The organism is Thermus tengchongensis (assembly GCF_021462405.1).
In the GTDB taxonomy this organism is placed as follows: Bacteria; Deinococcota; Deinococci; order Deinococcales; family Thermaceae; genus Thermus; species Thermus tengchongensis.
This window is the reverse complement of the sequence record NZ_JAKEDU010000005.1, coordinates 34,694-50,041: the sequence shown is the minus strand read 5'-3', so window position 1 is coordinate 50,041 and position 15,348 is coordinate 34,694. Positions and strand designations below refer to the sequence as shown.

At 64.1% G+C, this 15,348-nt stretch carries 20 protein-coding genes; 17 read left to right on the top strand and 3 right to left on the bottom strand.

What is annotated here, in order from left to right; translation table 11 throughout:
* Positions 1-3: 3 nt before the first annotated feature.
* Genes L1087_RS07595 through cycA form a run of 3 tightly spaced genes read right to left on the bottom strand, consistent with a single transcriptional unit; the run spans position 4 to position 2,069 of the window.
* Positions 4-615: a thiamine diphosphokinase gene (locus L1087_RS07595; RefSeq protein WP_234558339.1), complete on the bottom strand. Its 612-nt coding sequence runs from the start codon at positions 613-615 to the stop codon at positions 4-6.
* Entirely contained in the window at positions 612-1,562 is a 951-nt protein-coding gene (locus L1087_RS07590; protein ID WP_234558323.1) for an ABC transporter ATP-binding protein, read from the bottom strand. The genes L1087_RS07595 and L1087_RS07590 overlap by 4 nt, the downstream gene beginning before the upstream one ends.
* A 60-nt stretch (positions 1,563-1,622) precedes the next feature.
* On the bottom strand, positions 1,623-2,069 hold the full coding sequence (gene cycA, locus L1087_RS07585; protein ID WP_234558321.1) for a cytochrome C-552: 447 nt from the start codon (positions 2,067-2,069) through the stop codon (positions 1,623-1,625).
* Between the two features lie 229 nt (positions 2,070-2,298).
* On the opposite strand from cycA, the gene L1087_RS07580 reads away from it, so the two are divergent.
* The 17 genes from L1087_RS07580 (at position 2,299) to ccsA (ending at position 15,302) form a co-directional block, all read left to right on the top strand.
* Entirely contained in the window at positions 2,299-2,733 is a 435-nt protein-coding gene (locus L1087_RS07580; protein WP_135259886.1) for a thioredoxin fold domain-containing protein, read from the top strand.
* The gene (soxY, locus tag L1087_RS07575) at positions 2,726-3,178 is read left to right on the top strand and encodes a thiosulfate oxidation carrier protein SoxY (RefSeq protein ID WP_234558320.1); all 453 of its coding nucleotides are present in this window, start codon (positions 2,726-2,728) and stop codon (positions 3,176-3,178) included. The genes L1087_RS07580 and soxY overlap by 8 nt, the downstream gene beginning before the upstream one ends.
* An 11-nt stretch (positions 3,179-3,189) precedes the next feature.
* Positions 3,190-3,516 (top strand): thiosulfate oxidation carrier complex protein SoxZ, encoded by a 327-nt coding sequence (gene soxZ / locus L1087_RS07570; RefSeq protein WP_038041426.1) that lies wholly within the window; start codon positions 3,190-3,192, stop codon positions 3,514-3,516.
* Positions 3,517-3,564: 48 nt separating this feature from the next.
* A complete protein-coding gene (gene soxA, locus L1087_RS07565; protein ID WP_234558318.1) occupies positions 3,565-4,347 on the top strand; it encodes a sulfur oxidation c-type cytochrome SoxA in 783 nt (260 codons plus the stop codon).
* A 9-nt stretch (positions 4,348-4,356) separates the two neighbouring features.
* Positions 4,357-4,932 (top strand): sulfur oxidation c-type cytochrome SoxX, encoded by a 576-nt coding sequence (soxX, locus tag L1087_RS07560; RefSeq protein ID WP_038041428.1) that lies wholly within the window; start codon positions 4,357-4,359, stop codon positions 4,930-4,932.
* Positions 4,929-6,650 (top strand): thiosulfohydrolase SoxB, encoded by a 1,722-nt coding sequence (gene soxB, locus L1087_RS07555; protein ID WP_234558316.1) that lies wholly within the window; start codon positions 4,929-4,931, stop codon positions 6,648-6,650. The genes soxX (L1087_RS07560) and soxB overlap by 4 nt, the downstream gene beginning before the upstream one ends.
* A complete protein-coding gene (gene soxX / locus L1087_RS07550; RefSeq protein ID WP_234558314.1) occupies positions 6,647-7,210 on the top strand; it encodes a sulfur oxidation c-type cytochrome SoxX in 564 nt (187 codons plus the stop codon). The genes soxB and soxX (L1087_RS07550) overlap by 4 nt, the downstream gene beginning before the upstream one ends.
* Positions 7,211-7,213: 3 nt before the next feature.
* Positions 7,214-8,017: a sulfur oxidation c-type cytochrome SoxA gene (gene soxA / locus L1087_RS07545; protein ID WP_038041431.1), complete on the top strand. Its 804-nt coding sequence runs from the start codon at positions 7,214-7,216 to the stop codon at positions 8,015-8,017.
* A gap of 2 nt (positions 8,018-8,019) precedes the next feature.
* Positions 8,020-8,460 carry a rhodanese-like domain-containing protein gene (locus L1087_RS07540; protein WP_038041432.1) on the top strand — a complete coding sequence of 147 codons (441 nt, stop codon included), beginning with the start codon at positions 8,020-8,022 and terminating at the stop codon, positions 8,458-8,460.
* On the top strand, positions 8,457-9,308 hold the full coding sequence (locus tag L1087_RS07535) for a translation initiation factor 2 (RefSeq protein WP_234558313.1): 852 nt from the start codon (positions 8,457-8,459) through the stop codon (positions 9,306-9,308). The genes L1087_RS07540 and L1087_RS07535 overlap by 4 nt, the downstream gene beginning before the upstream one ends.
* Positions 9,309-9,318: 10 nt before the next feature.
* Positions 9,319-10,608 (top strand): FAD-dependent oxidoreductase, encoded by a 1,290-nt coding sequence (locus L1087_RS07530; protein WP_234558312.1) that lies wholly within the window; start codon positions 9,319-9,321, stop codon positions 10,606-10,608.
* Positions 10,609-10,676: 68 nt separating this feature from the next.
* Entirely contained in the window at positions 10,677-11,960 is a 1,284-nt protein-coding gene (soxC, locus tag L1087_RS07525) for a sulfite dehydrogenase (RefSeq protein ID WP_234558311.1), read from the top strand.
* On the top strand, positions 11,953-12,501 hold the full coding sequence (locus L1087_RS07520; protein WP_234558310.1) for a c-type cytochrome: 549 nt from the start codon (positions 11,953-11,955) through the stop codon (positions 12,499-12,501). Before soxC ends, L1087_RS07520 begins: the two co-directional genes overlap by 8 nt.
* A gap of 9 nt (positions 12,502-12,510) precedes the next feature.
* Positions 12,511-13,179 (top strand): cytochrome c biogenesis protein CcdA, encoded by a 669-nt coding sequence (ccdA, locus tag L1087_RS07515; RefSeq protein ID WP_135259795.1) that lies wholly within the window; start codon positions 12,511-12,513, stop codon positions 13,177-13,179.
* 76 nt (positions 13,180-13,255) lie between these two features.
* Positions 13,256-13,825, top strand: a complete 570-nt coding sequence (locus L1087_RS07510; protein ID WP_234558309.1) for an ABC transporter ATP-binding protein — start codon at positions 13,256-13,258, stop codon at positions 13,823-13,825.
* Positions 13,822-14,544 (top strand): heme exporter protein CcmB, encoded by a 723-nt coding sequence (locus L1087_RS07505; protein WP_051906164.1) that lies wholly within the window; start codon positions 13,822-13,824, stop codon positions 14,542-14,544. The genes L1087_RS07510 and L1087_RS07505 overlap by 4 nt, the downstream gene beginning before the upstream one ends.
* 71 nt (positions 14,545-14,615) lie before the next feature.
* Entirely contained in the window at positions 14,616-15,302 is a 687-nt protein-coding gene (gene ccsA / locus L1087_RS07500) for a cytochrome c biogenesis protein CcsA (protein ID WP_135259794.1), read from the top strand.
* Positions 15,303-15,348 lie beyond the last annotated feature (46 nt).

The following is a 15,348-nucleotide window of genomic DNA, read 5'->3' as shown; positions in this document are numbered from 1 at the left end:
CCCTCAGAAGAGGTAGAGCACCGCCCGCCCCGCCTCCACCCGTATCCGGATGGGCCCTAGGGCCCGGTTTTCTAGGGTCATAGTGGTGGCTTTGAGGGGGGCAGGGGGAAGGTTCCAGCGGGCCCCTTCCACCCCCAAGGTGGCCTCGGGGAAGGGGAGGAGGCTGAAGGGGGCTCCGGCTTCCAAGGGAAAGGTGTGGCTTCCGGGGAGGAGGGGGAAGGCTCGGGTGAGGCCGTCGGAAAGCTCCACCTGCACCCCCAGTGCCGCCAAGGAAAAGGCCAGCTCCAGGTGGGCCAGGGTGTGGTCCAGCCGCCCGCCCAGGGCCCCCAGGAGGAGCATCGCCTCCGCTCCCAGGTCCAGGGCTTTCCGCACCAGGGCTTCGCCGTCCGTAAGGTCCTTTTCGCGGGGGAGTACCTCCTTGGGAGCGGGAAGGATTTGCTGGAGCCAAGGAGGGCTTGAGTCGAAGTCCCCAAGCCATAGCTCCAGGGGAAGCCCCAGGGCCAGGGCATGCCGTCCACCGGAGTCCGCCGCCAGGAGGCGGTAGCCCTGAAGGCGCGCCCTCAGGGCCTCCGTTGCCAAGAGGGGGCCGCCCAGGAGGAGGGCAAAGCGCTTCACCCTTCCAAGGGTAACGCCTGGTTGAGGTCCAGGTGGAGGCGGATAGGGGTTCCCTCCTCCGAGCCCTCCTGGGCCTCGAGGTAAAGCCGCACCCCCTTAACCCGCACCCAAAGCCCCACCCTGGGCCCGTAGTAGAGCCGTTCCTCCACCACACCCTCCGCCCCCTCCCCCAGGCGCAGGGCCCCCGGGGGTAGGAGATGCGGCTTAGGCGGCAGGCCTATCCTTTGGCTTTCCTCCGGGGAGAGGAGGTTTTTGTGGCCCATAAAGCGGGCGGTCCAGGCATCTTTAGGTTTGGTGTAGACCTCTTCTGGCCGCCCCACCTGGACCAGACGCCCCTGGCGGATCACCGCCACCCGGTGGGCCAGGAGAAAGGCTTCCCCCTGGTCGTGGGTGACCAGTAGGGTGGTAACCCTGGTTTCCCGCAGGGTCCTGCGCAAGAAGAAGAGCAACTCCTCCCGTAGGCGCAGGTCCAGGGCCCCCAGGGGTTCGTCCAGAAGCAGGAGGCGGGGCTTGGGGGCCAGGGCCCGGGCCAGGGCCACCCGCTGTTGCTCCCCTCCTGAAAGCTCTTGGGGCCTTTTGCCGGCGTGGGAGAGGAGTTCCATCCGCTCCAGGAGCTCCCGCACCCGCGCTTCCCTCTCGGCCCTGGGCCAGCGGGCTTCCACCAGGCCGAAGGCCACGTTCTCCGCCACCGTGAGGTGGGGGAAGAGGGCATAGTCCTGAAAGAGAAAGCCCACCCCCCGCCTTTCCGGGGGCAGGGGAGTGAGGTCCACGCCCCCAAAGCGCACGAAGCCCCGGTCCGGGGCTAGGAGCCCGGCGATGAGCCGCAAGAGGGTGCTCTTGCCGCTTCCCGAAGGCCCCAGAAGGGCCAGAACCTCTCCTTCTTGGGCCGTGAGATCCAGGGCCAGCTGGAAGCCAGGGAAGGACTTCTCCAGGGAGAGCTCCAGCACCCCTTCATTAAACTAAGGAACCCGGGGCCTTGGGCCCCGGGACCAGAGGAAAGGTAACCTTTACTTCAGGCCCAGCTTCTTCCGCTCCTCCAGCACCTGCTGGGGAGTGAGCTTCTTGTCCCGCAGGGCCTTGACCTCGGCGGCGGTGAAGGGCTTCCAGTCCTTCACCTTCTTGTCGTCGCCCCAGGCGGTAACGATGTGGTTGAGGACGGCGGCGATATCGTCGTCCTTGAGGCCGTTGAAGGCGGGCATGGCCCCGTTGTACTTCATGCCCTTCACCTCAATCTGCCCCTGCAGGCCCCAGAGCAGGACCTTGATCAGGAACTCCCGGCCGCCTTGCTTGCTCAAGATATCCGCCACGTGGCCCGCCAGGGGCGGGAAGGCCCCGGGAAGTCCCTGGCCGTTGGCCTGGTGGCAGCCCGCGCACTGGGCGTATACTTTAGCGCCGTCCGCCTGGGCAAAGGCCAGGCCGCCGATAAGGAGGAGAACCGTTAGGGTCCGCTTCATCTTTACCCTCCGGGGTATCAGGGTATTTTGTCCCTCGTTCCTTGTCAAGGCCTTTGGCCAAGCCCAGTCTTTAACTTTTCTTAAGGGTATAGTCCTGGGGGGTACAGGGGAGGAGCCCACATAAGTGGGTTTTTATGAAAAGGGGATTCCGTGTCAAAGGAGCTTGACATGGTCCCGGGGGGGGTGCTAGGGTACAAATGTCCTTGGGTGTACCCAGGCGGTGTATAAGATGTACGCATACCGGGTACTTTGGTCCCTTCTGGTACTAACCCTGGCCGCGGCCTTGGCTGCCCCGGATTTTGGTCGTTGGTACCCTTATGGGGCGGCGCTGGACCTGGCCCGGGCCCATGGCCGTATTGCGATGGTGTACTTCCATTCCCCTCATTGCCCCTACTGTGACCAGATGAACACCTTTGTCCTCTCTGATCCCCAAGTGAGCCAAGTTTTGGAGGACCGCTTTGTGGTGGCCTCCGTGGGTACGGAAACCCCGGAGGGTCAGGAGCTTGCCCGGCGCTACAGGGTGCTGGGTACCCCAACCTTTGTCTTCCTCGTCTTCCGCAAGGGGACGTGGGAAGAGGTGGGCCGGTTTTTTGGCAGCCGGCCCCGGGCGCAGTTCCTTTCGGAGCTGCGCCAGATCTGTGCCAAAGGAGGTGCGTGTGAATAGGCGAGCGTTTCTAAGGACCACTGGCGTAGCCCTCGGGGCCGTTGCCTTGGCGGGGCTTCCCGTAAGGGCGCAGGGTTTGGAGGGCGAGGACCTGGCCAACCTGGAGAAGGCCTTGCAGGCGGTGTTGGGCAAGGGATTCAAGGACCTTACCCCCTCCAACGTCATCAAGCTCACCATGCCGGCCATTGCCGAAAGCGGCGCCAATGTTCCCGCCGAGGTGGAGGTGAACCTTCCCTCTAATCAGGTGAAGGCCATCCATCTCTTCGCCGATAAGAACCCCACCCCGCACCTGGTGGCCTTTATGCCCATGAAAGCCTTGCCCTACTACGCTACCCGGGTGCGTTTAGCAGAGACCAGCGCGGTGCGGGCGGTGGTGGAAACGGTGGACGGCAAGTTCCTTTTGGCTTCGGCCAGCACCCGCGTGACCGTGGGTGGCTGCGGTTAAGGAGGTAGAAAATGGCGATTCGTACCATTGTTCGCTTGACTCCGGCCAAGCCCAAGGCGGGCGAGAACTTCAAGCTCCAGGTAGTCGCCCAGCACCCCAACGAGCCTGGCACCCGTAGGGATGCCGAGGGCAAGATCATCCCCGCCAAGTACATCAACCAGGTGGAGGTCTACTTTGAGGGGGAGAAGGTGGCCGAAGCCAAACCCGGTCCCTCCACCAGCGCCAACCCCCTTTACGGCTTCATGTTCAAGGCGGAAAAGGCGGGAACCTTTACCGTCAAGCTTAAGGACACTGATGGGGATACCGGCGAGGGTACGGCAAAGCTGGAGCTAGCCTAAGGTGGGGCGCCCGGTTTTCCGGGCGCCTTTGCCTTTATAGAGGAGAATATGCCTCTCAAGGCGTGGTTGACGACTGGTGTTTTGGCCCTGGCGGTCCTTGCCCTAGCCCAGGAGGGGGTGGACCCCCGGGAGGAGGCCAAGCGGCAAAAGCAGCTCCTTTTGGAAACCGCAGGTATCCTGCCCACGGAGCTCATTGTGGAGCAGGGGAAGGAGCTCTTCAACCGCAAGGGGCCTTCAGGCAAGACCATGGCCGAGTGCGACTTCGGCTTGGGCAAGGGGGTGCTGGAGGGGGCCGCTGCCCGGCTTCCCCGCTACTTCCTGGACACAGGGAAGGTGGAGGACCTGGACAGCCGCATCATCACCTGCATGACCCGGGTTCAGGGCTTTAAGCCGGCACAGGTGAAGCGGTCCGAGGTGGTGGCCGTGGCCTTCTACATCGCCAGCCATTCCACGGGCAAGCCCATCCAAGTCCGCCTCCTCTTCCCGGAGGAGCGGGCCCTTTACGCCCTGGGAGAAAAGCTCTTTTACGCCCGCTCCGGGGCCCGGGACGTGGGGTGCGCCACCTGCCACGTGACCTACGTGGGCAAGCGGGCCGGGGTGCTTCCCTATGCGGATGTCCTGGGTAAGGACAAGTCCTGGACCCACTGGCCCGCTTACCGCTACTCTAACGACCAGATCTGGACCATGCAGGACCGCATCCGCGCCTGCTACGGCAACATCGCCCACCCCCAGCCGGACCTGTACTCCCTGCCCATCCTGGCCCTGGAGCTTTTCCTGGCCTACAGCAACAACGGGGCGGTGGTGGAGGAGTGGCCCGCCTTTGTGCGCTGAGGAGGGAGCATGAAAAAGGCACTCCTTACCCTCTTGGCCCTCTCCCTTCTGGCTTGGGGCTTGGCCCAGCGCTACTTTCAGGACCCGGAGCTGGAGCGGATCAAGTCGGGGGGCAAGGCCTACGCTGAGGTCTTCGTAAGCCAACGCCCAGACCAGGCCCTCTGCTCCATCCACCGGAACCGCCTGCCTGCTGATCTTCTGCCCAAGTTCCTCGAGGAGCAGCGTTCCCTCATCAAGTATCCGCAAAATGGCAAGCTCATGGGGGACTGGAAGAAGGGCGGGGCCATCTTCAACAACCTGCAGAAGGCCAACTGCTTCTCCTGCCACTTCGGCTCCCCGGTACACCTGGGTGGGGACGTGGGCCCCAGCCTGGAGAAATACGGGGTGAAGAGGGGTCAGTCCGAGGCGGTGCAGCGCTACACCTACGAGGTCATCTACAACGCCTGGGCCTACTTCCCCTGCACGGTGATGTACCGCTTCGGGGCCCAGGGGCTTTTGACCCCCGAGGAGATTGCGGACGTGGTGGCCTACTTGTTGGATCCGGAGTCTGAGTTCAACACCAAGCCGGCGGTGGGTTCCAAATGAACCGAAGGGAGCTTCTTTTCTGGCTTTCCGCTTTGGCGGGGTTCGGACCCAAGGTCTTGGCCCAGGTCCTGGAGAACCCTTCCCGGCTTTACGACCTCCCCCCCTACGGCAACGCCACCCTTCTCTACTTCTCTGACCTCCACGGCCAGGCTTTTCCCCATTACTTCATGGAGCCCCCCAATCTCATTGCTCCGAAGCCCCTTATGGGGAGGCCCGGCTACCTCACCGGGGAGGCCATCCTGCGTTACTACGGGGTGGAGCGGAAGACCCCCTTGGCCTACCTCCTCAGCTACCTGGACTTCGTGGAGCTGGCCAAGGCCTTCGGCCCCATTGGGGGGCTTTCCGCCCTCACCGCCTTGATCCGCCAGCAGAAGGCTCAGGTGGAGGCCGAGGGGGGCCAGGCCTTGGTCCTGGACGGCGGGGACACCTGGACCAACTCCGGCCTTTCCCTCCTGACCCAGGGGGAAGCCATTGTGGACTGGCAGAACCTCGTTGGGGTGGATCACATGGTCTCCCACTGGGAGTGGACCTTGGGGCGGGAAAGGGCAGAGGCGCTCTTCAAAAAGCTTAAGGGGGAGCACCTTTCCTACAACGTGGTGGATGAGCTTTTCGGCGACCCCCTTTACCCTGCCTACAGGATTCACCAAATGGGCCGCTACGCCCTGGCCGTGGTGGGGGCCACCTATCCCTACGTGAAGGTTTCCCACCCCGAGGAGTTTACGGAAGGCCTTTCCTTTGCCCTGGATGTGCGCCGCTTGCAGGAGGCCGTGGACCAAGCGCGGTCCGAGGGGGCGGATGCGGTGGTCCTTCTCTCCCACAATGGCCTCCAGCTGGACGTGGCCCTGGCGGGGCGGGTGAAGGGCGTTGACCTCATCCTTTCCGGGCACACCCACGACCTCACCCCTTCCCCCTGGCGGGTGGGCAAGACTTGGATCGTGGCGGGAAGTGCCGCAGGCAAGGCCCTGATGCGGGTGGACCTCGAGCTTTTCAAGGGGGGTATCGCCAACCTAAGGGTTCGGGTCCTGCCGGTCTTGGCCCGCCACCTCCCGGGGGCTCCTGACGTGGAGGCCTTTTTGGAGAAGACCCTAGCTCCCCACCGCCAGCACCTCTTTGAACCCTTGGCGGTCTCCGAATCCTTGCTGTACAAGCGGGATACCCTGTACTCCACCTGGGATGAGCTGGTGGGGCGGGCGGTCAAGGCCCTTTACCCGGAGGTGGACCTGGTCTTCAGCCCGGCGGTGCGCTGGGGCACCACCCTTTTGCCGGGGCAGGCCATCACCCGGGACCACCTCTACGCCTACCTGGGTTTCACCTACCCCGAGCTTTACCTCTTCTGGCTAAGGGGGGAGCAGATCCGGAACACCCTCGAGGACATCGCCAGCAACGTCTTCACCCCCGATCCCTTCTACCAGCAAGGAGGGGATGTGAGCCGGGTCTATGGCCTCCGCTACGTCCTGGACCCCGATGCCCCCACGGGTCGGCGGGTGCGGGAGGTGGAGGTGGGCGGCAAGCCCTTGGACCCGAACCGCCGCTACCTGGTGGCCGCCTACGGGGGAAGGCTCCAGCGGGTGGGGGAGGCCAAGGCTGGGTATGAGCCCAAGCCCATCTACCAGGTCCTCGAGGAGTACCTGAAGGCTGAGGGGCGGGTGAAGGTCCTGCCTCAGGCCAACGTGCGGGTAATCGGACGCAACTACCGTGTACCGGAGGTGAGCTTATGACCAGAAAAGCGGCGATAATGGCGGCTTTGGCCTTGCTTATGGGGATCGGTCTTACCCAAGTGAGCCCTTTCAGGGCCCGCCTCGAGGCGGCTTTGCATGCGGGGGGCCACGAGTTCGCCCAGGTGATGCTGTCCCAGGACAAGGGGCAAGCGCTTTGCTCCCAGTACCGGGACAAGCTCCCCGCGGACCTCATCCCAGGCTTCTTGGCCGAGCAGAAGGCCCTCATCAAATACCCGGCAAACGGCAAGCTCATGGGGGACTGGAAGAACGGGGAGAAGGTCTTCACCGATCCCAAGCGGGGGAACTGCTACGCCTGCCACGCGGGGGTGGCCAGCGAGGTGGCCTACGGCACCATGGGCCCGAGCCTGACCAACTATGGGCAGCGGGGCACCTCGGAGGCGGTGGTGCGGTACACCTACGAGAAGATCTACAACGCCTGGGCCTTTGTGCCCTGTTCCCTCATGTACCGGGGTGGGGTGCACGGCCTCTTCACCCCCGAGGAGACCGCCGACCTGGTGGCTTTTCTCCTGGACCCCGAGTCCCCCATCAACCGGAGGTGAGTCATGGGACGTAAGAAGCGCTGGATTCTACTGGGCGCAGTGGCCTTGGGGACCCTGGTAGGCGTGGGGGCTTACACCCAGCAGCAAAAGCCCCTGGATCCCTTTGAGGAGGCCATGCGCCAGCGGCAGATGTACCTGGAGACCTTCGGCGTGCTTCCTGGGGAGCTTTTTGCCGAGGAAGGGAAGGAGCTCTTCTTCCGCAAGGGGCCGAGCGGCAAGACCCTCGAGGAGTGCGACTTCGGTAAGGGGAAGGGAGTTTTGGAGGGCGTCTACGCCATCCTGCCCAAGTACTTCCCCGATACCAAGCGGGTGGAGGACCTGGAGAGCCGGGTCTACACCTGCATGCAGACGGTGCAGGGCTTCAAGCCCAGCGAAATCAAGCGGGACGAGGTCAAGGCCATCACCACCTACATCGCCACCTTCTCCTCCAAGGCCAAGATCCAGGTGGTGCCCAAGCATCCGGCGGAGTTGGCCATGTACAACCTGGGGCGGGAGCTTTGGTACACCCGGGCGGGGGCAAGGGACATGAGCTGCGCCGTCTGCCACGACCAGTACGCGGGCCAGAGGGTGCGGCTTTCCCCGGTCCGTAGCCCCAAGCAGGGCTTGGGCAACGAGTGGCCCGCCTACCGCTTTGAGGAGGATAAGCTCTACACCATGGAGGACCGCATCAACTTCTGCTACGAGTCCATCGCCATCCCCAAGCCCGAGTTCTACTCCGACGTGCACATCGCCCTTACCCTGTACATGCTGGCTGAGGCCACTAAGGCCGGGCACTCCTTTGAGGAGTTGCCCTTCTTCACCCGCTAGCCATGCGCCGCCGCGACCTTCTCGCCCTCTTTTCCCTCCTGCCCCTAGCCCGGGCCCAGGGGGGAGGGGAGGCAGGGGACTGGGTCGAGGCCTTTGGGGAGTTCCTCAAGCGGGTGCCCCCTGCCAGCTACCTGGTCTACCCCACGGAGGCCAAGGACCTGCTCCTCTTTGACCCCTTTATCCTGGATGTGCGCACGGAGGAGGAGCGGAAGAAGGGGTACGTCCCCGGATCGGTGCACATCTACGCGGGGCAGGTACCAGACCGCTTGGCGGAGCTCCCCAAGGACAAGGAGGCTCTGATCCTGGTTTACTGCAATTCGGGAAGCGTCTCGGCGGTGGTGGCAGCCTATCTGCAGGCGCTGGGCTACAAGAACGCCAAGAACATCGCGCACGGCTTCAAGGGCTGGCTGGACGCTGGCCTGGAAGTGGAGGGAGGATCATGAGAAAACTGTTCGCGCTGGTGGCCCTGTTGGGGCTGGCCCTGGGCCAAGCCTTGGTGGTGGAGGTTCGGGGTTCCTTGGAAGAGGTGGAGGGCAAGACCCTGCAGGCTCTGAAGGCGGTGGGCCTCGAGGCCGACCGGGTGCTGAACCTGGGCGAGCAGGTGCGCCAGGTCACGGGCCCCGGCTTCCCCGACTACCGCCTGGTGGTGCTGAAGCCCGAAAAGGGAAGCGTGGAGGCCGTTTCCAAGAACCCCATGGCGGCCATCGTCCTGCCGCCCACGGTCTTCATCACCGGGGAGGGACAGAAGTATCTGGTGGGCACCTTTGACGGGCGGCTTCTTTTCGGTATGCTCCAGGTGTACGGAGGCGAGGTGGAGCGGCTCACCTGGCGCCTCGAGGGGGCTTTAGGGCGCTTAGGGATTGTGAAGCGCCTGCCACCCGCCATGATGCCCGATCCCGCTAGCGGCATGATGCCCGCCCTCATGTACCGGGTTCCGGGCGCCAAGGTGGAGGATGTGGTGCTCATGGTGGAAACCGAACTCACCTCCAACGGGCTTAACCTGCTGCCCAACGTTAAGGTGGGGCCGGTGACGGTGATCATGCCCTGCAAGAGCGAGTGGGCCCGGATCATGTTCCTCACCCAGCCCGCGGGCGGCTTCGCCGCTCCTTGCCGCTTCTTCGCCATGCAGATGGGCAATGACGTCCTGGTGGGTGCCATCGAGCCCATGCTCATGACCATCATGCCTGGGGTGATGGGTAGCCCGGCGGTGGCCATGCTCCAGGAGGCCCGCCAGGTGATGGGTCAGATTCTGGAAGCCACAGGCGGGATCCCTTACCGCCTTGGCCAGTAAAGGAGGGAGTATGAGCAAGGTAAATCGGCGTCAGGTTTTGAAGACGGGGGCGGCTTTGGCCGCGGCGGGGGCCTTTTCCGGCTCGGCCTTCGCCCAGGAGTTCTATAGCCGTCCAGCCACCCTGCTTCCCCGCACCCGGAAGCCCCGGGTGGTGGTGATCGGGGGCGGCTGGGGTGGTACCACGGTGGCCCGGAAGCTGGCCCAGTCCGGGGTAGATGTGGAGGTGGTGCTCATCGAGCAGAAGCCCATCTTCATGTCCTGCCCCATGTCCAACCTTTTCCTGGCCGGGGTCAAGCCCCTGGAGTGGCTGGTCTTTGACTACACCAACGTGGTCAAGGACGGGGTGATCTTTGTCCAGGAGAGGGTGTTGGACATCAACCGGGACCGCCGCCTGGTGCGCACCACCGGGGGCTACATCGGCTACGACTACCTGGTTCTGGCCCCGGGCATCGACTACATGTACGAGGCCATCCCAGGCTACGCCGAGGTGAAGCACCTCATGCCCGTGGGCTTCAAGCCCTTTGAGCACATCGCCCTCAGGAGGCTTTTGGACCAGTTTGACGAAACCGGTGGGGAACTGGTCATGTACATCCCCAACCCTCCCTACCGCTGCCCCCCTGGCCCCTACGAGCGGGCAGCCCTGTTCGCCTGGCGGCTCAAGACCAAGGGGGTCAAGGGCAAGGTCATCGTTTTGGACGCCAACCCGCAGCCGGTTTCCAAGGCCCCCGGGTTCTTGGCGGCCTTCAACGAGCTTTACAAGGACTACCTGGAGTACGTGCCCAACACCCGCATCACCGGGTTGGACTACGAGAAGAAGCAGGTGAAGACCGAGTTGGGGGATGTTCCCTTCGCTCTGGCGGACATCATCCCCCCCATGAAGGCGGGAGAGCTGGTGCGCACCGCGGGCCTGGGGGAGCGCTGGGCCAACGTGAAGGTCCCCTACTTCCTCTCGGAGAAGGACGACCGCGTTTATCTGGTGGGGGACATCACCGGGAACACCCCTTACCCCAAAAGCGGCATGGTGGCTTACGTTTCCGGCACCATCGTGGCTCGGCAGATCGTGGAGCGGCTGCGGGGCAAGCCCCTCCAGGATATTCCCCCGGAGTTGCCCAACAACATCTGCTACTCCTTCGTGGACTCGGAGGAGGCCATCTGGGTGGCGGCCAACTACTCCTGGGACGAGGCGGCCAAGCAGATCAAGTCCCAGGGCTCCGTGGACAACCAGCGCTCGGCGGCCAACGGCACCGCCGCCATCGGCTGGGCTACGGGCATCTGGAACGACATGTTCGGCCCTGCTTAAAGACTTAGCCCCGCCCCCTTTGCGGGCGGGGCTTTTCCTTGTTGGCAAGAGATACGATGGGAGGGTATATGGACCGAAGGAAGTTCTTCCGGCTTTTAGGCGCGGGGGGCGTTCTTGGCCTCCTCAAGGCCAGGGCCCAGACAGCTCCCTGGGACGAGGAAACCTTTGCCCCCATGAAAACCCTGGGGGCTCCCCTTTCCGAGTACGGCCAAAGGAGCCCCTTTGAGGAAGGGGTAGTGCGCTACATCTCCCCGAACCTGCGCACCCGCCACTCGGGGGCGGACTTTGCCCCCCTGGAGAAGCTGGAAGGGGTTATCACCCCCAACGGCCTGCACTTCGAAAGGCACCATGGCGGCGTGCCCCAGGTGGATCCGGCCAAGTACCGCCTGGTGATCCATGGGATGGTGGAAAGGCCCCTGGTCTTCACCTTGGAGGACCTGAAGCGCTTTCCCTCCGTGACCCGCACTTACTTCATTGAGTGCGCCGGAAACGGGCAAAACGGCTACCGCAACCCTCCCGACCCCAACCTCACCGCCACCCGGAGCCGGGGCCTGGCCTCCAATGCCAGCTGGACGGGGGTGCCCTTGGCCCTGCTCCTCAAGGAGGCCGGGGTGAAGCCGGAGGCCAAGTGGCTCATCCCCGAGGGCATGGATGCTGCAGCTTACACCCGCTCCTTGCCCCTGGAAAAGGCCATGGAGGACGTTTTGGTGGCCTACGCGCAAAACGGGGAGGCCCTGCGCCCGGAGCAAGGTTACCCGGTGCGCCTGGTAGTGCCCGGCTGGGAGGGGAGCATCCAGGTGAAGTGGTTAAGACGCATCCTGGTCACCGACCTGCCCGCCATGGCCAAGGACGAGACCAGCGAGTACACGGACGTGATGGCGGATGGCAAGGTCTGGGCCTTCACCTGGATCATGGACCCGGAGTCCATCATCACCTACCCCTCCGGCCTCCAGCAGATCAAGCCCGGTTTCCACGAGATCCGCGGCCTGGCCTGGAGCGGGTACGGGCGGATCACCAAGGTGGAGATCTCCTTTGACGAGGGCAAGACCTGGCGCCAGGCCACCTTGGAACCCCCGGTGGAGCGCTACGCTTTTGTGCGCTTCAAGATGCCCTGGTACTGGGACGGCAAGGAGGTGGTCCTTTGGAGCCGGGCCTGGGACGAGAAAGGGAACACCCAGCCCACCCGGGAGGAGTTCTTCAAGAAGTGGGGAAAGAACAACCGCTACCACTACAACGCCATCCAGGCCTGGCGGATTCTTTCCGACGGCCGGGTGGTGAACGGGGACCGGCCCTTGGGCCAGCAGGCTTTCGGGCCCGTGGGCGGATGCGGCGGGGGGGGGTTTGATGGCTAGGCGCATCCTGGTTCTTTTAGCTCTCTTGGGATTGGCGGTAGGGGCCCGGTACAACCTGGGTACCCCCATCTCCGAGGAGCTGGTGGCCCAGTACGACCTTAGGCCCGTGGTTCTGCCGGACGGCCGGGGGCTTCCCCCAGGGGAGGGGAAGGTGGAGGAGGGAGAGCGAATCTACGCGGAGAAGTGTGCCTCCTGCCACGGGGCCCGGGGTGAGGGCTACCCCTTCAACCGCCTGGTGGCCGAGCCCTTCCCCATCACCCCGGACACCGAGCCCGCCGAGTTTGCCATCGGCAACTACTGGCAGTACCCCACCACCCTCTACGACTATATCCGCCGCGCCATGCCCTTCGGCGCTCCGGGCACCCTCACGGACGAGGAGGTCTACCACCTGGTGGCCTTCCTCCTGTACATGAACGGGATTATCGACGCCCACGAGCCCATCAACCAGAAGACCCTGCCCCAGGTGAAGATGCCGGCCCGGGAGCTTTTGCAGTTGGACCCTGAGACCAAGCGCCGCTTCCCCTGGCTCACCCTGCCCTAGGATGGAGGCATGAGCGTTTCCTTAACGGCGGCTTTTTTAGCGGGGGTGCTTTCCTTCCTCTCCCCTTGTGTCCTTCCCCTGGTGCCCACCTACCTCTTCTACCTAGGGGGGGAGCGGGGGCGCCCCCTCTTTAACGCCCTTTTCTTCGTGCTAGGCTTCGGGGTGGTCTTTTTCCTCCTGGGCCTACCCTTTACCCTCCTTGGAGGGCTTCTCTTTGAGCACCGCCAAACCCTGGCCCGGGTGGGGGGGGTTATCCTGATCCTCTTCGGCCTGTACATGCTGGGCCTGAGGCCCCGCTGGGGGGTGAACCTCCGCTACGAGGGGGAGACGGCCCGTCCCTTGGGGGCTATGCTCCTGGGGGCCAGCCTGGGCTTGGGCTGGACCCCTTGCATCGGGCCCATCCTGGGGGCCATCCTCACCCTGACGGCGGTAGGGGGCGGGGTAGGGCTTCTTCTGGCCTATATCCTGGGTTTGGCGGTGCCCTTTTTGCTGGTGGCCCTCTTTGCTGACCGGCTTAAGGGGTGGCTGAGGCGGGCTGGGCGGCTTTCCCACTACGTGGAGTTGCTGGCGGGGGTGGTGCTCCTTGTGGTGGGGGTTTTGCTTCTCACGGGGACCTACAGCGCCTTGAACTCCTTCTTCCTCCGGATTACGCCGGAGTGGCTGCAGAAGAACCTGTAGGGGTGAGGGGACCTGGGGGTTTTTTCCCCTAAGAGGGACGATTGGCCCTCCGGCATACCTCTAAACTGGTATAGGCATGTTGCTTCGCTTGCAGGGCACCTCCAAGCGTTTCGGCCGGGACTGGGTGGTCCGGGACCTTTCCTTTACCCTAGAGCGGGGGGAAGTGGTGGCCCTCTTGGGGCCCAACGGCTCGGGGAAGACCACCCTCTTGCGCCTCATGGCGGGTCTTTTGAAGCCCACCCGGGGCCGGGTGGAGCGCGCTGGGCGGGCCCTTTTCCTGGCCAATCCTCCCCCCTTCCACCGCCACCTCACCGCCCGGGAGCACCTCCTTTACGACCTGGCCTTCCACCACCAAGGCAAAGAAGCTGAAGAAACCCTGGACCGCTTTGGCTTGCCCGGGGACCTTCCCCTTTACGCCTTTTCCAGCGGTATGAAGAAGAGGCTCGCCTTGGCCCGGCTTACCCTTTTGTTCCCCGACATCTGGCTGTTGGACGAGCCCGAAACCGCCTTGGACAAAGGGGGAAGGGAGCTTCTTCTTGCCACCTTGGCCGAGGCCCGGAAGAGGGCGGGGGTGGTGCTGGCCACCCACGACCGTGCCCTGGCCGAGCAGGTGGCGGACCGCACCCTGGAGCTGGGGGCGGCATGAAGCTTCCCGTGGAAGAGTGGCCCGAGGCGGCCGGGCAGGGTAGGGTAGAGGTGGTGCGCCGGGTGGTTTTGCTGGCCTTAAGGGATCTTCGCCTCGAGGTGCGCGACCGCGCGGGGCTTCTTTCCATCCTGGCCTTTTTTATCGTGATGCTCTTCATCATGGCCTTGGCCCTGGGGCCGGAGGAGGAGCCTTTGCGCCGGGCCGCCCCTGGCGTGCTCTGGGTGGCCTTGGCCTTCGGGAGTACGCTCCTTTCCACCCGGGCCTTTGCCCTGGAGGTGGAGGAGGGCACCTTGGACGACCTCCTCCTGACCCCGGGGGGCAAGGAGTGGATCTATTTCGGCAAACTTCTTTTCCAGATGCTCCTCCTCCTGCCCTTGGCCGCCCTTGCCCTCTTGATGGCGGCGGGCCTCTTTTACCTGCCCTTGGAGCGCCTTTTCCCCCTTTTCCTGACCTTGGCCCTGGGGGTCTTGGGGTACGCCAGCGTGGCCACCTTCTACGCCGGTCTCCTGGCCCGCCTTAGGGGGCGGGAGGTGCTTTTGCCCCTTCTCCTCTTCTCCTTGGTGGTGCCCGTGGTCCTGGCCTCCGTGCGGGCCACCACGGGCCTGGCGGAGGGTCTTCCCGTGACGGAGATTTCCGCCTGGTGGCAGCTCCTTTTGGTTTTTGATGTGGTCTACCTCACCGCCAGCGCCCTCCTTTTCCCAGTGGTTATGGAAGGTTAGGTTTGGCGGTACGGAGGCCACAGATTTTTAACCCTTCCCTTGGCTATGCTAGGAGGCGTGGAGGTACAAGCATGCTGAAGGTTGCGCAACCCGACCGCCCGGACGTCCTCACCTGGGTTTTCCTGGGGCTGGGGCTTTTGCTTCTCCCGGTGGGACTCTATTTAGCCCTCTCCGCTCCTCCCGATGTCAACCAAGGCTACCTGGCCCGCATCATGTACCTGCATGTGCCCGGGGCCTGGCTGGGCTACCTGGCCTTTTTCGTTACCTTCCTTTACTCCCTCCTCTACCTCTTCCGGCAGAACCCCAGGTACGACCGGGTGGCCCTGGCGAGCGCAGAGGTCGGCCTGGTCTTCATGGGGCTGGCCCTGGTGACGGGGATGCTCTGGGCCCGGCCCACCTGGGGGGTCTACTGGACCTGGGAGCCCAGGCTCACCACCACCGCTATCCTCTTTGCTGTCTACGTGGGGTACTTCCTCCTCCGGGGGGCCATCGAGGACCCCGAGCTTCGGGCCAAGGCGGCGGCGGCGGTGGGCATTCTGGGTTTCATCAACGTGCCCATCAGCTACATGTCAGTGAAGTGGTGGCGGAGCCTGCACCAAACCCAGTCCATCGACCTCACCACGGGGAAGATCCACATGGATCCCGCCATGCTCCAGGCCCTCCTCTTCAACCTCTTCGTCTTTACCCTCCTCTACCTCGGCTTCGTGCGCTTCCGCTCCCTGTTGGCCGCTTTGGAGGCCAGGAAGGAGGAGGCGTGAGCGAAATCTTCGTCACCTGGGTCTATGTCCTCACCTACCTCACGGT

Bases quoted from the DNA above. Each gene is read 5' to 3' on its own strand.
- cycA (WP_234558321.1), bottom strand. From the start codon at position 2,069: ATGAAGCGGACCCTAACGGTTCTCCTCCTTATCGGCGGCCTGGCCTTT.
- L1087_RS07580 (WP_135259886.1), top strand. From the start codon at position 2,299: ATGTACGCATACCGGGTACTTTGGTCCCTTCTGGTACTAACCCTGGCC.
- soxZ (WP_038041426.1), top strand. From the start codon at position 3,190: ATGGCGATTCGTACCATTGTTCGCTTGACTCCGGCCAAGCCCAAGGCG.
- soxA (WP_234558318.1), top strand. From the start codon at position 3,565: ATGCCTCTCAAGGCGTGGTTGACGACTGGTGTTTTGGCCCTGGCGGTC.
- soxX (WP_038041428.1), top strand. From the start codon at position 4,357: ATGAAAAAGGCACTCCTTACCCTCTTGGCCCTCTCCCTTCTGGCTTGG.
- soxB (WP_234558316.1), top strand. From the start codon at position 4,929: ATGAACCGAAGGGAGCTTCTTTTCTGGCTTTCCGCTTTGGCGGGGTTC.
- soxX (WP_234558314.1), top strand. From the start codon at position 6,647: ATGACCAGAAAAGCGGCGATAATGGCGGCTTTGGCCTTGCTTATGGGG.
- soxA (WP_038041431.1), top strand. From the start codon at position 7,214: ATGGGACGTAAGAAGCGCTGGATTCTACTGGGCGCAGTGGCCTTGGGG.
- L1087_RS07540 (WP_038041432.1), top strand. From the start codon at position 8,020: ATGCGCCGCCGCGACCTTCTCGCCCTCTTTTCCCTCCTGCCCCTAGCC.
- L1087_RS07535 (WP_234558313.1), top strand. From the start codon at position 8,457: ATGAGAAAACTGTTCGCGCTGGTGGCCCTGTTGGGGCTGGCCCTGGGC.
- L1087_RS07530 (WP_234558312.1), top strand. From the start codon at position 9,319: ATGAGCAAGGTAAATCGGCGTCAGGTTTTGAAGACGGGGGCGGCTTTG.
- soxC (WP_234558311.1), top strand. From the start codon at position 10,677: ATGGACCGAAGGAAGTTCTTCCGGCTTTTAGGCGCGGGGGGCGTTCTT.
- L1087_RS07520 (WP_234558310.1), top strand. From the start codon at position 11,953: ATGGCTAGGCGCATCCTGGTTCTTTTAGCTCTCTTGGGATTGGCGGTA.
- ccdA (WP_135259795.1), top strand. From the start codon at position 12,511: ATGAGCGTTTCCTTAACGGCGGCTTTTTTAGCGGGGGTGCTTTCCTTC.
- L1087_RS07510 (WP_234558309.1), top strand. From the start codon at position 13,256: ATGTTGCTTCGCTTGCAGGGCACCTCCAAGCGTTTCGGCCGGGACTGG.
- L1087_RS07505 (WP_051906164.1), top strand. From the start codon at position 13,822: ATGAAGCTTCCCGTGGAAGAGTGGCCCGAGGCGGCCGGGCAGGGTAGG.
- ccsA (WP_135259794.1), top strand. From the start codon at position 14,616: ATGCTGAAGGTTGCGCAACCCGACCGCCCGGACGTCCTCACCTGGGTT.